Genomic DNA, 13,144 nt, shown 5'->3' with positions numbered 1-13,144 from the left:
TTGTCTGCCTCACATGGCGCTACACGTTCGCACCCGACAGTGCTGGAACGCTGGTCACCGAGGAGACGTTGGCGCGGATCAAGACCGATGTTCCCGAGGCGTCGGTATGATGGGTGGCGTATATCAGGGCCGCCGTGCAGCGAATATCCGCTGGCCCGGGAGGGGCGCCTAATGCCGCGCCGGCTGTCGACTACGAGCGGTGTGCGGCAATGGCTGATCGACACCAAGCAGGCGTCGTGGGATTGGTGGCGCATTGAAGGCCGGATGTGTGAGTTCGAGTGTGGTTGAAGGCTGGTGAGTCGGTTGTGCTGTCCGGGAGTGAGCTTGCGCGTGAGGGGTTGCCTTACCGTGGGGAGGGGCGTGCGCGGGAGCGGCTATACCTGTTCGACGAGTTCGACCTGTTGGACGAGTTCGACCAGATCCGCGACTACTTCGGCGATGTGTGAGCGTGCCGGCGCAGGTGCGGCCTGGGATAGATCACCTCTCACCGATCGGTGACACGTTGCTGCCCGATTTCTTCAAAGAGGATCGCAGCGAGCTTTGGGACGCGCTGCGCAAGCGCGGGCCGGTCGTGTTTATCGAGGACAGCGTTTTTATGAATGGCTATTGCCTCACACGGGCCGATGACGTGCTCGCAGCGCTGCGCAACCCGGAAGTGTTTTCGCATAACGCTTTGGATCGGCCGGACCATGCGCGTTGGCGCGCAATCTTGCAGCCGTTATTGAATTCCCGCGCGGTGAAACAGATGCAACCCGCGTTGCAAGATCGGGCCGCGGCGGTGGTCGAAGCGGTGGCCCCGCAGGGTAGCTGTGAGGTGATCGCCGATGTTGCGGAGCCATTCGCGGCTCAGGTTCTTCTGACAGTGTTGGGCTTGCCGCCGCAAGACGGGGATAGGTTGCTGGGCTGGGAGAAAGCGCTTTGGGCGATCCAGCGGGCACCTCTGGCCGCGGGCACAGGTGGCCGCTTCGAGAATCTGGTGAAAAAATTTGAGATGCTCGCCTATTTGGCGGAGGCTTTCGCGCAGCGCCGCGCCAGCCCCGATATTGCGGATGTTATGTCCGGGTTGATTGCCGGTGACGATGGGTTCGACGAAGCTGACGCGTGCGCGGTAGTTGAGATGCTGATCGCCGCGGGCATTACGCCGTTTAGGAGCGCGGTGGGTTTCGTGTTTCTTGACCTTGCCCGCGACCCGCGGCTATGCGCTTCGCTGCGCGAAAACCCCGCAGGGATTGAGGGATTCGTCGAAGACGTGCTGCGCCGCGAGCCGCCGGCCCCGGTGATTATCCGCAGGGCTGCGCAGAACGTCACCGTGGCGGGTGTCGAGATACCGGCAGGGGCCCCGGTCTTGCTGTGCGTAGCGGCGGCCATCCAAGAAGACATAGCGGACGGCCACGGGTCGCGGGCGGACTACTGGGCGTTCGGCGGGGGCCCGCACCGCTGTGTGGCCGTCAGTCTGGCGAAAACAGCGTTGACTGTGTTGGCCAGCGAATGGTTACGCACCATCCCCGCGTTCGTGTTGGATGCTGAGTCCGTGCCGCCGGTCATCCTCGAGGACGCGGTCCGGCTCTCGAGTTTGCCGCTGCGGTGGCATTAAGTCAGACCGCGGGCGGGGTAATTGCCGTAGGTGCTGCGCTGGTCGCCAGTTTCGGCTCAGCACCGCGCGACACACCGTCCAGTTGCGGCCGCCACGGCGGCGGCGGTGAGCGCGGCAATAGCCGACCGTAAATGACCCTCCGTTTCGCCGCGCCGCTCCCCTGCCGGAGGCGCGTTTCGCGGAATATGCGCGAATCCAATGTGCAGGGTTACCAGCAAAGTGCGTGGGGTTGATCTGATGCATCCAGGCACACACTCCCCGCGGAGTACCGGAGCCAATTCGGTAGCGCACATGTGGTTGTGGACGTGCCACGTCCGCAGGTTTGAATTCCCAGAAGCTGCTGCGTCCAGCGCAATGGCTTAACTGTTGGTCAGCACCCTCGCGGCGCGCAACACCGCGGGCTGGCGCCGACGAACCTAGACCAGAACGTCGCCGCCGTCGACGGTCAGCACAATACCGGTACCGAATGCCTGCTCCATGCAGTACAGATACGCCAGTGCCGTGTCAGCGACCTCGCCAACGCGGCCCAGTGGGACTTGTTGTGCGGCTTGGTCGAACATGTGCCGGCGGTCGGAATTGCCCATCGCATCCCACATCGGCGTACGCACCAAGCCGGGGGCCACGGCATTCACGCGAATCGGGGCGAGCTCGACGGCGAGGGCGGTGGTCAGCGCGTTCATTGCGCCGCAGAGGCTTACAGGCAGAGCGCCGAACTGCGGTTTTTCTGCGGCATGGCCACTCGTCAAAGTGATTGACCCGTCAGCCGTGAGGCGGGGCGCGAATACGCGCACGGCAGTCAGCGCACCGACGAACCGGGTCTGGAAGAAACCGGTGATCATCTCCGGCGTGAGATCGGCGACCGGCGCCATCGTGACCGAGTCGCCGGCGGTGTATACGAGGTGGTCGATGTCGCCGACGTCAGCGGCCAGCCGCTCGACCGCCGCGAGGTCGGTGAGGTCGACCGTTGCGCCGCGGGCGTTTTCGGGCAATTGGGCCAGCGCGCGAGCGACGCTGGACTCATGCCGTGAAACCACAATGGGTATGGCGCCGCGGTCCCCCGCTGCGGACGCTACGCCCAAGCCGATGCCGGAGGTGCCGCCGATGACGAGAACGCGCGCGTTCTTCAGACTCATGGATCCAATCTACTCAAGGCGTGCCTATGCATGGCTATGTTCGTATTCTGGCGTGCACCATCGTATTTCGCAGTGGTAACGCTGGCCTCAAGCGGCTGCTGGGCGAAGCTGAGCTGGTCACAGACGCTCGCAAGCGTCGTGGCGTCCGGTCTGTCGCACCGCGACATGCCCGCGGTTACCGGCCCCGGGGCGTCATCCTAGCCGCCGAGTGCGCCACCGCGACAGGTCCGCGTCCAGCACCGCAGGATCGCGTTCGGGAAACACCTCTCCAGTGATCTCCAGGTGCCGGATGCGGTCGAGGTGAAATCCGCGGATGCCTTCGCGCAGCCGACACCATCCCACGAACATCCACGCATCACCTCCGCGCAGCAGACCCATCGCCTCCACATAACGGGTGGTGTGGACCTGGCCGTCCTCGGAGGTGTAGTCCAACCGGACGACTCGGCGCGCGGCGATTGCCTCGGGTATCAGCGCGATCGCCGCCTCGGACGGCGACTGGGAGTCGACGACGAACATCGTCGCCAACGCCTCATCGACTGGCGCGAGCTGATCCTCGCGGCTGATCGCAAGGACCTTCGCCCGCGCCCGACGCGCCGCCGCACCATACGGCGAGGTCTCCAGCAAACCAAGCCCCGCGAGCACCGCCAGCGACTCCGGCACAGTGAGATTCAGCGGCGGCAGGGAGTGTGCCCGCAGGATCGAATACCCGCCCGACACTCCGTGGTCGGCATAGATCGGGACCCCCGAGCGCTGGAGGGACTGGATGTCACGCTCAATCGTGCGCTTCGACACCGCGAACTCCTCCGAGAGCCGGGCCGCCGACAACGGCCGGCGTGATCCCCGCAGCAGATCGACCAGTGCGTACAACCGCTCGACTCTCCTCATGGAGTTCGAGTCTCCCCCGGTCTCAGGTCAGGTGCGCGCGCGTCCCGGTCACCGACCACACCTCACGGATCAACCCATCTTCCGTGAAGTCGAAGACATCGATCCCGCCCGCAGCAATCTTCCCGACCTGCACGTTCCACAGCATGCGCCCGTGCACGCCGGCTACGGCCCGCGCGACCTCGGTGAACAGCACACCTGGATGCTGCTCGCGATACCAATCTAGGAACCGAGCGAAACTCTCGGCGCCCAGCACGTCGTCACCCGGGTTGGACCCATCCGACTCGGAGATCATGAAATGAATCCGGAAATCCTCACTGCAGATCCGACGCGCGATTTCACCGCCTGAGTTCCACATCTCCAACCACACCGCAAGCGCCGCATCCGCAGCAGCCGAGTTTGTATCCATCATGTTCGCGTTCTCGTTCATGACACCAGCGTCAGGCACTGTCGCGACAACGGTATGTCGGCGTTTGTGTGCCACATTGAGGGCACGACGCAGCACCGGATCCAGCTTCCGATCCTGCGGACGGCGTGCGTTCACGCGACCGGAACGACAGGTCGCCGACCGGGATCCGCCAGCTCCGATGAGACCGTCCAGCTCCATCATTTTCCACTCAAGTTGACGGTTCCCACTACCCGACCGCCGGATCCCTTGAGACCGAACAACTGCGTGTCCTCCTGAGCAGGCGGTCCACTATCCAAGCAAGTCGCGTTAAATGCGTAGACAACGTCACCAACTAGCTGCAAACCGGACCCGTATGTTCTTCACATGAGTAGCCACCCGGTGTTCACTACCGCGCACACTCGGAGTGTGTCGCTGACGATGTATGTGTTTCTGTGGCCGCGCCCGGGTATGGATGAAGCTTTGTCTGCCTATGAGGACGCCGTCCTAGCGCTGGTGCCTGAACACAACGGTGAGGTGTTGCGCCGGGACCGCACCGACGGCACGGGCGGCCGGCCGCTGGAGATTCAGCTGTTCGAATGGGCGTCGTGGGAGGCGATGGATGGCTACATGGTCGATCCACGGCGCACGGCGTTGGCCGCCGAGCGCGACGCCGCCGTCGGCCGCACCGAGATCGTGCCGGTCCAAACCAACCGATAGATCAAGCCGCCCGCCGCTGGGTCGTCTTTGAAGTCAGCGAAGTGATCGGAATTCGACAGGCTGTGGCGTCGCGGCTGCGGTCAGACCGTCAATTCTTCGCGCGTGATGGTTATCGCTCCCCCGGTCAGGTCGACGCGGCCGCCGTTTAGGTGCACGTCGATGTAGCCGCCGCGGGCTGATACCTGGTGCCCAGTCAGGACGGTCTTGTTGAGCTTGGCGGACCAGTAGGCCCCAAGTGTGCAGTGAGCCGAGGCCGTTACGGGGTCCTCGTCGATTCCAGCGGCCGGGGCGAAAAAGCGGGAGACGAAGTCGATGTCAGCCTCTCCAGGCGCGGTGACGATAAGGCCGCGCGCATCGAGCATGGCCAGTGATTCTAGATTGGGGTTGACGCAGCGAACGGCATCGGCTGAGTCGAGTTCGGCGAGCAAGTCAAGTCGTCCCCTCGCCGCCGCCTGAGGCCTAACGCCCAGCGCATCAACGAGTTCCGGCCCAACTGGAACCGGCGTGGGATCGTCACTCGGAAGATTCAACGTGATGCGGTGATCGGGTTGCAGGCGTGCTTCAAGCAGTCCGGCGCAGGTAGCGAATCTCAGCGCTTCGTGACACTCTCCTAATTCCCACAGGATATGAGCGGCCGCCAGGGTGCCGCTGCCGCACAACGTGAGTTCGGTATGCGGGCTGAACCATCGCAGGCCTCGGTGAGGTTGTGCCTGGCGGACGAACGCGGTCGCGGGCAAGTTCACCTCCGCAGCGAGGCGTTGCAGCCACTCCGTCGCGGGCCATTGCGAGTTCAACAGGACTACTGCGTTCGGGTTGCCGGTGAAGGGTCGGTCGGCGAAACAGTCGACCTGGAAGAAGCGCACCTGTCAATTGTGTCCCGCGAGCCACCGGGACGTGTGAGTAAGTGCTGCATCTGGCAACGCGATGATTGCCTTGACGTCCCCTCCCCCGGCGGAATGCCTTGAGCTCACTGGACTTCGGCGGCGCAGGCGCCCGGGTCGGTGGTGGGGTGGAATGGGAGGCGCACTAACGCTGACGGTCTGTGCCCAGCGTTGACGTGTAGTAGGTGACGCCGTTCATCGTCTGTCGGTCATCGTCGGTCTGCGCGATCGTCCCCAACCCGTGGCGAGCGAGCAGCTCGGCCATCGGAGTTGGGACCGACGTCCAGCCGTGTGCCTCTAGGTACGCCCCGACGTCGTGGCGCTCACCCTCAAACCCGATTATGTCGAAGTCGAGTTCGAAGCCGTGGTCGCGCCACTTGGCCGTCGCCTCGCGCATGCGTTCGCGCGCTGCGTTGGGGTCCATGTCGGCGGTATTCGGCACCGCCTCACTCCCGAGTCGGCTGCCTGGCGCGCTCAGCGCAGTGACCGTATCGAGCAGCCCATCCTGGGCCTCCGGTGTGAGATAGCCGAATAGGCCTTCGGCGATCCACACCGTGGGCTTCCTGGTGTCCAAACCCGCTGTCGCCAGCGCCGTCGACCAGTCGTCGCGCAGGTCGACGGCGACCGTGCGCAAGTCAACTTTTGGTTTGGCACCGAGCTTGGCCAGTGTAGTGGTTTTGAACTCGATGACGGCCGGTTGATCGATCTCGAACACCGTCATCCCTGCGGGCCAGTCCAGTCGGTAGGCGCGGGCATCGAGGCCCGAGGCGAGGATTACGGCTTGGCGGATGCCCTCCGCCGCGGCATCCGCACACAACTCGTCGAAGTACCGCGTGCGGGCCGCAATCGATGCGGGCATCTGCGCCAGGCCCCATGGGCTGCCCTCGGCGTCGAGATCCGAGGCGAGGAGCTCGCCGGTAGCCCAGCGGGTCAGAAAGCTCACACCGACCGCGTGCACCAACGGCTCGGCGAAAGGATCGTCGATGACCTCATCCCTGGTGGCGATGGCCCTCGCCGCCGCCGCCATCGTGGCCGTGGCTCCCACTCTGGTGGCCGGACTCCAGGTCTCGTGGGCAGGTCGTGTCATGGTGAACCTCCGAAAGTCGCCTGGATACAGTACAACCCGTGTCCTGGCGCTCCTCCGCCGGCGTCGCTGAGGGTTCCACCGCGATCACATGAACAGGAGTGCGCCGCCGGCTCGAAGACGGCGGATTACCAGTAGGCCGCTCCGTTTTCATCTGATGAATCAGGGTCGGACCTCGTCTGCCCGCCCCTTGACTGGCGAGCTCGTTGAGCCAGGGCCCCTGTCGCGGTGAAACTTTCGATCAATCGCATCGAGGGTGATAGGTGCCCTTGAACGGTCAGGTCGAAGCCCAACCACCCGCCGACCGGGGAAGTCGACGTCGCCTTTCAGCTGACTCGGATCACTAGCTTGCCTACATGTCTTCCATCCGCGAGACGCTGGAATGCCGCTGCCGCATCGTCAAATTCGAAGATTCTGTCGATCACCGGTTGGAGTCTGGAGGTACTCACAGCGCGCACGAGATCCTGCAAATCGGTCCGATCCCCGACAGTGATCGACCGGGTTACCGCACCAGCGCCCTTGAGGAGAAAGTAATCGATTCCCGGGTTGGCCTCGCTGAGGAAACCAATCAGCGTCACCTCTCCGCCGATCGCGATCGCCCGCAATGATTGATCGATGGTGGCGGGCCCGCCGACTTCGACGACGCGATCGACACCACGGCCATTAGTCAGGGCGCGTACCTGCTCACTCCACTGTGAATGGTCGCGGTAGTTGATGATGTCGTCGGCACCCAGCGTTGCCAACGTCTGCGCCTTCTCGTTGCTCGACGTTGTCGCGATGACGCGAGCGCTGAGCAGTTTGGCTAGTTGCACAGCGAAGACGGACACTCCGCCCGAACCAAGGGTCAACACAGTCTGGCCGGCGCGGATCGGCGTTGGGCCGCCCAATGCATTCCAGGCCGTGACACCCGCGCACGGCAGTGTTGCGGCCTGTTCGTCGGATAAGGCGGCTGGTATGGCAACCACCGATTCCCGGGATACCACCTTATATTCGGCGAGCCAGCCATCCTGCCCACTGCCGTAGCTGTCCGTGTCCGCGGTGGCCGGTAGCGGGCCGCCAAACCACCTCGGTTGGAACAAGCTCACGACGCGGTCACCTGGGCGGTAGTCGTCAACGCCTTCACCGACCTCGACCACTTCAGCGGCGGCGTCGCTGCACGGCACCAGACCAGACTTGCTATCACGCATGTAGCGTCCCAGCGGGATCGCGACGTCGCGGTAGTTCAGTGATACCGCACCGATTTTGAGCAACAGTTCGCCGCGCTGCGGCGACGGGACAGGCTCGTCGTGCACCTCGAGACCGTCGAGTCCGCGTGAGTTATCGAACCGGTATACACGCATCGTGGCCTTCCGTTCCGTCGTCGGCGGTGGTACGAGAACTGCCCGATTCAAACAGCCGAGGTACGCAATCGATTCCTCGATGCGAGCTAAGGCTGCGTCAGCACAGCCATCTTGCCCAACAGCCCAACCGCGACGAGCTCGCTGCCGGCTCGGCGCCGTAGTCGAGCGGGCGATCGCTCAGCTTTCCGCTGGGTTACTGTAGAAGTCGCCCTTCCGATTTCGCTATTTTCTTGTGCGTGAAGGACTGCTCGTGAAAGTTGAGACGATATCGGTCAGCCCGGAGGCTGCCCCGAACAAGTGGCCTTGCGCCAATCGGCAGCCGGCCATCAAGACGGTCTCCGCCTGCTCGACGGTTTCGATCCCTTCTGCGATCACCTTGAGCCCCAGTGCTTCGCATAATCGGATGACCGACTGGTAGAGCGTCAGGTTTCGTCCCGGCTGGACGCCCGCCGCGAGGCCGCGGTCGAGCTTGACGACTTGCACGGGCAGCTCGTGCAGGTAGGCCAGTGAGTTGAATCCAGTGCCGAAATCGTCCAAGGCCACCCCGATGCCCAGTTCGTTCAAACGTCTGATGGCGGCCGCTCCCTCGGCGAGATCGACGATGGGAACGGTCTCGGTGATTTCCAGGACGAGCCGATGCGGCGACAAGCCATGCCGCGCGAGTGTGCGGCTGACGGCGCGTTCGAAATCACGGCTGCCCAACCGGGCGGCGCCGATGTTGACGTGAAGGCTCAGATCGACGCCCGCGTTTTGGATCTGCTCACAGGCCTGATCGAGCACCAGGGCATCGAGCTGGGCGCCCATGCCGTTGGCTTCGGCAAGTGAGACGAAGGTTTGGGGAGGAATCTGCACCCCGCTGGGCGCCGTCCACCGCGCCAGTGCCTCGACCGCGACCGGCGTGCCGTCTGGCAGGGTCACCACGGGCTGATACTTGAGCTGAAAGCCCGGCGGCGCAGCGTCATTCGCATGGCGCAGCGCCGTCGTGAAGTCTTCTGAAGCACTGAACGCCGGGCGGTACACCACGGCAGTGTCTTTGCCCAGCCGCTTCCCGGTATACATCGAGATATCGGCTTGCCGGAGCAGATCGTCGGAGGTCGGCGGACCGTCGTGGTAACCGCGACTGACCAGGCCCATGCTCGCACGCACCCGCACCGATGTCCCATGCACCGAGAACGGACTTCGAAGAGCCACCCGGAGCTGGTCGGCGACCATCTCCGGTGCGTCGACAGCACCGGTGGTGAGGACGGCGAACTCGTCTCCCCCGATCCGCGCTAACGTGTCGGACTGGCCGAGGCAATCTTGCAGACGCGCACTGATCGCGCACAGCAACTCGTCGCCGGCCGCATGCCCGAAACGGTCGTTGACCTCTTTGAAGTCATCGATGTCGACGAAGATCAAGACGAACGGGCCGCCGCGGATGGCTTCGTCCAGCCGTTCGGCCAACAGCAATCGATTCGGTAGGCCGGTCAGTGCATCGTGGTGGGCCTGGTAGGCAAGGCGGCGTTTCGCGGCGACAAGCTGTTCGGTCAGCATGCGTTGCACGCGCATAGCCACCAAGTAGCGGGTCGCGACAAGCAACGCCAACGCCAAGTAGGTGCTGGCGAAGAGGGGGTCAATCCGTCGTCCGACCAGCACTTGAAAGGTGAGTAGGGTCGTGCTGCCCATGAACCCCACATAGGGCAGGGTCAGCCGTGCCCAGTTGGTTGGCTGTTCGTCGTCGTCAGGGCGGGGTCGCGAAGGCAGGACGATCAGGCTCCATGCGATCAACAGCGGAGCTAGCACGAATCCGACGCCGACCCACAGATCCAGCGTCGTCACGCCGACGCTCCGCAGATAGGCGAGCAGCCTGTCCGAGGAGGTGAGGGTAATCACTGCGGCCGCAAGAAGCATGTAGTTCGCCCGGCCCGGCCGGTACGGCGGGTACCACATCGCGAGGAGGACCGCGCCCACCACCGTGATGAGTTCGACAGCGGCGATCCCCCAAACTACAACGGTATTGGTCGACCGCGGCAGCGCGGCGCCGTCCATGGCGCCTAAGCGGGCGACGTACACCAAGTGGAAGAACGCGAGCGCGCTCACTAGTCCGTCGAGAACGGTCGTGATGACCCCCGGCCACATGCGCGACGGGGTGCGGGCGTCGTGATCATGGCCCGCGCGCACCAGCAGCAGCATCGCGACGACGAACAAGACTCCTGCCGAAAAGTAGCCGACGACGGCAGGCACCGGCGCGGTCCCGCCGGTGTGGGCGGCACCGCCCAGCTGCGAGAGAGACTCGGCGGTCAGGAACGTGGCTATCGCCGCCAGAAGGGCGACCCGCCACCACCGGGAGAGGCCTGCCACCCGCCCCACGACGACAAGCCCAACGAGTAATGCGCCGATACACAGCGTTGCCTCGAGGGCCAACTGCACACGTTGCGCGATCGCAACTCCCCACGGGGCGAGCGCGTTCAACGCTGCCGCCGCGACGGCGACGATAGAGAGCCCGAAACCCAGGCGGCGACTCTGAAACGGCAACGCTTCCCCTCCGACCCGCGGCGTTGACGCTCAATCCTTGCAGAACACGTTGACCGCTGGACCGTTATCGCTTACCTGGCCAACCCCCGACGTTCGATCAAAAAGTGACCTATTGGCAGAAGACCCGCGGTCAACCCGCGCGGTGTGGACATCCCCAAACACGACAGGCCGGCAATGCATTTAAATTCGAAATATCGAAACCTGTTCCACCACAGCGGAATTCATAGTTAATCTTCGCTCTGGCCGAATCTCTCGTGCAGCCTGAAGGCCACCCGCCGTATCCGTTGCTAGCCCATTGTCAAGATCGCGCCCGCGGCGACGCCGATCACTGCCACCAGGGCTACCAAGATCACCGTGATCGCCGCGCGCACGATCTCTTCTTCCGTGAGTCGCCAGCGCGGCCTCAAATCGGCGAGAACGATGTCTCCTCGACAGGCAATAGCGTTGATTCTTGCGACCGCCGAAGTGAGATCGTCATGCCCGTAGGCCGCGTCGTCCTCGACTGGCTGGTGCGAAGCGATTGCGGTCGTCATATCAGCCCCCCAGGCTTGCGGATGCCGATCGGCGTCATTTTGGGACGTAAGCTTTGGACTTCTCAAATCCAATGGTACGAGTGCGAAAATCACGATTATTGCGGTAACGATTCTTAACAGTCACAGCAAAGAGTCGTGCTCCGCGCCAACCATGCTTGGTTGACGGTGGGCCCTACCGCTGCCCCACCTCGCCGTGTGAGCCGGGAGGCGCCTCGGCCGACCACGCCGCCAACAGTTGCCGAGTTGCTGAACGCGTGTCGCGCGGCTTTTCCTTGAAGGGCCCATGGCTTTCCTGAAGTGTTGAGCGCATGCAACGCAGCGCCCTCATCCGCACCTTTGCCGCTCTACGGTTCACTACCGGCCTCACCGCGTGGTTGGCCCCGAACACGACGGGCCGGCTCATGGGACTCAATTCCGGCCGCGACCAGCCCTTCACTACGCAACTTTTCGGCTCGCGTGAGCTGACGTTGGCAGTCGCGATCACCGACGGGGCTTCGCCGCGGCTGCGGACGCGCGCGCTGCAACTAGACTGCTCACCGACGTGCTTGACGTCATCGCTGCCGTACGCGGCGTCCGGGCGCGCACCTTGTGCCCCAGCGGCGCCCTCGTAGCCGGAGGCGGCGCGGCGCTGTTCGCCGGCCTGGGAGTCACGGCACTCTACGATCGAGAACTGTCGCCCGTGCCTGCGTATAGCAGTTAAGGTGCGGCCTATCGCGCAGCCCTTGCTTCACTGCGCCCGTCCAACCTGAGCGGCCCGTGCCGTGTTGTAGCATTGCGCTACAAGGCGTAGCATTCTGCTACAGGAGGTGGCCGATATGACGAACGTCGCCGACCGCGTGACCAGGGTCGCCGCCGACCTGGTGGAGAGCGCTGCTGCCGAGGGGGCCCGCCAAAGCCGCTCTGCCAAGCAGCAACTCGATCATTGGGCTCGGGTTGGCCGGGCGGTGTCGAGCCACCAGACGGCCTCGCGTCGCCGTGTCGAGGCCGCCCTTGCCGGCGATCTGGACACGAGCCAGCTGTCTGGGGATGAGGGGCTCGTCTTCAATGCAGAGATCTCGGCCGCTATTGAGGAGTCGCTCACCACCGCCCATTACGGTGACCTGCTCTCAGCGCGGGGCATCACGACAGTGGCGCTGAACGACGACGGCGAGATCGTCGAATACCGGCCCGACGGCACTACCTCGGTGATCGATGTCGACGGATGAGCCATGACTTCGCGCGGCGCCGGTGAAGCGGCTCGACCTCGTCGTCGGTCCGAACGGCGCTGGTAAGTCGACGTTCATCGCGTTCACGTTGGCGCCGTTGTTGCCACGCAGCGTGTTCGTTAACGCCGACGAGATCGCCAGGCAGCGTTGGCCCGACGATCCAGCTGCGCACGCCTACGATGCGGCGCGCATCGCTGCAGATACCCGCGCCAAGCTGATCGAGGCTGGCGTCTCGTTCATCGCTGAGACCGTCTTCTCCCATCCGTCGAAGCTGGACCTGATCCGCTCTGCCCACGATGCGGGATACGTCATCGCTCTGCATGTGATGCTGATCCCCGAGGGCCTCGCCGTCGAACGCGTGCGGCGGCGCGTCCGCCACGGCGGTCACGACGTCCCCGAGGACAAGATCCGGGAACGGCACCGCCGATTATGGCAGTTGGTGACCGATGCGATCGAGATCGCCGATACCGCAACGATCTACGACAATTCACGCCGCAAGGGCCCTCGAATTGTTGCGCAGCTGACCGCGGGCACGATCATCGGCGCACCGACATGGCCGGCGTGGGCGTCCGAGAAGCTATCCCGACGCTGGCCGGGTTAAGCGCGCTTGGCTCAAGCCGTCCACGATCAGCTCGGACGAAGGTTGATGATCGCTGTGGAGATCGCTTTCAGGCACCATGACGTCGCGCCTGTCAGCAATCGAACTCGCCGGGAATCGACTTCACTTTCATTCGGCCGCTGCCACGCGGCGATGGGCGGCCACTCCCTTTCCACATCTCGACTAGTCTGTCTAAGGCGTATCGAGGGCAATGCGGTGGAGATTGAATATCGCGGGTTATCAATAACCCAAGCCGTTTTTGTCAATGGAGAATC

13 protein-coding genes are annotated in these 13,144 nt (G+C 64.0%); 5 read left to right on the top strand and 8 right to left on the bottom strand.

Annotated elements, in window-relative coordinates; all coding sequences use genetic code 11:
- The first annotated feature begins 305 nt into the window (after nt 1-305).
- A complete protein-coding gene (locus A5692_RS29100; protein ID WP_156766089.1) occupies nt 306-446 on the top strand; it encodes a hypothetical protein in 141 nt (46 codons plus the stop codon).
- Nucleotides 447-448: 2 nt separating this feature from the next.
- Nucleotides 449-1,594: a cytochrome P450 gene (locus tag A5692_RS14875; RefSeq protein ID WP_068057200.1), complete on the top strand. Its 1,146-nt coding sequence runs from the start codon at nt 449-451 to the stop codon at nt 1,592-1,594.
- A 416-nt stretch (nt 1,595-2,010) separates the two neighbouring features.
- On the opposite strand, the gene A5692_RS14870 is transcribed toward A5692_RS14875, so the two are convergent.
- The 3 genes from A5692_RS14870 to A5692_RS14860 all read right to left on the bottom strand — a co-directional run bounded on the left by A5692_RS14870 (nt 2,011) and on the right by A5692_RS14860 (nt 4,039).
- On the bottom strand, nt 2,011-2,727 hold the full coding sequence (locus tag A5692_RS14870; RefSeq protein WP_068057198.1) for an SDR family oxidoreductase: 717 nt from the start codon (nt 2,725-2,727) through the stop codon (nt 2,011-2,013).
- A gap of 192 nt (nt 2,728-2,919) precedes the next feature.
- A complete protein-coding gene (locus A5692_RS14865; RefSeq protein WP_068057196.1) occupies nt 2,920-3,612 on the bottom strand; it encodes a YafY family protein in 693 nt (230 codons plus the stop codon).
- 22 nt (nt 3,613-3,634) lie between these two features.
- Nucleotides 3,635-4,039: a nuclear transport factor 2 family protein gene (locus A5692_RS14860; RefSeq protein ID WP_068057194.1), complete on the bottom strand. Its 405-nt coding sequence runs from the start codon at nt 4,037-4,039 to the stop codon at nt 3,635-3,637.
- Between the two features lie 438 nt (nt 4,040-4,477).
- On the opposite strand from A5692_RS14860, the gene A5692_RS14855 reads away from it, so the two are divergent.
- Nucleotides 4,478-4,714, top strand: coding sequence for a hypothetical protein (locus A5692_RS14855; RefSeq protein ID WP_231984327.1), 237 nt, complete (start codon nt 4,478-4,480; stop codon nt 4,712-4,714).
- An 80-nt stretch (nt 4,715-4,794) separates the two neighbouring features.
- Here the strand turns inward: A5692_RS14855 and A5692_RS14850 are convergent, their stop codons facing one another.
- From A5692_RS14850 to A5692_RS14830, 5 genes are all read right to left on the bottom strand, one after another.
- Complete coding sequence (locus tag A5692_RS14850; protein ID WP_068057192.1) at nt 4,795-5,577, bottom strand: PhzF family phenazine biosynthesis protein; 783 nt, start codon at nt 5,575-5,577, stop codon at nt 4,795-4,797.
- A gap of 163 nt (nt 5,578-5,740) precedes the next feature.
- Nucleotides 5,741-6,682: an SAM-dependent methyltransferase gene (locus A5692_RS14845; RefSeq protein ID WP_068057190.1), complete on the bottom strand. Its 942-nt coding sequence runs from the start codon at nt 6,680-6,682 to the stop codon at nt 5,741-5,743.
- Between the two features lie 323 nt (nt 6,683-7,005).
- Nucleotides 7,006-7,971 carry an NAD(P)-dependent alcohol dehydrogenase gene (locus A5692_RS14840; RefSeq protein WP_231984326.1) on the bottom strand — a complete coding sequence of 322 codons (966 nt, stop codon included), beginning with the start codon at nt 7,969-7,971 and terminating at the stop codon, nt 7,006-7,008.
- Nucleotides 7,972-8,241: 270 nt separating this feature from the next.
- A complete protein-coding gene (locus tag A5692_RS14835) occupies nt 8,242-10,533 on the bottom strand; it encodes a bifunctional diguanylate cyclase/phosphodiesterase (protein ID WP_068057186.1) in 2,292 nt (763 codons plus the stop codon).
- A gap of 287 nt (nt 10,534-10,820) precedes the next feature.
- Entirely contained in the window at nt 10,821-11,066 is a 246-nt protein-coding gene (locus A5692_RS14830; RefSeq protein ID WP_068057184.1) for a hypothetical protein, read from the bottom strand.
- An 815-nt stretch (nt 11,067-11,881) separates the two neighbouring features.
- Here A5692_RS14830 and A5692_RS14825 point away from each other — a divergent pair.
- Together A5692_RS14825 and A5692_RS14820 are read left to right on the top strand one after the other, a co-directional pair.
- Nucleotides 11,882-12,271: a hypothetical protein gene (locus tag A5692_RS14825; protein WP_068057208.1), complete on the top strand. Its 390-nt coding sequence runs from the start codon at nt 11,882-11,884 to the stop codon at nt 12,269-12,271.
- A 22-nt stretch (nt 12,272-12,293) separates the two neighbouring features.
- Complete coding sequence (locus A5692_RS14820) at nt 12,294-12,872, top strand: zeta toxin family protein (RefSeq protein WP_068057182.1); 579 nt, start codon at nt 12,294-12,296, stop codon at nt 12,870-12,872.
- Nucleotides 12,873-13,144 lie beyond the last annotated feature (272 nt).

The organism is Mycobacterium sp. E342, from assembly GCF_001667665.1.
Taxonomy (GTDB): domain Bacteria; phylum Actinomycetota; class Actinomycetes; order Mycobacteriales; family Mycobacteriaceae; genus Mycobacterium.
This window is presented reverse-complemented; position numbering and strand designations above follow the sequence as displayed.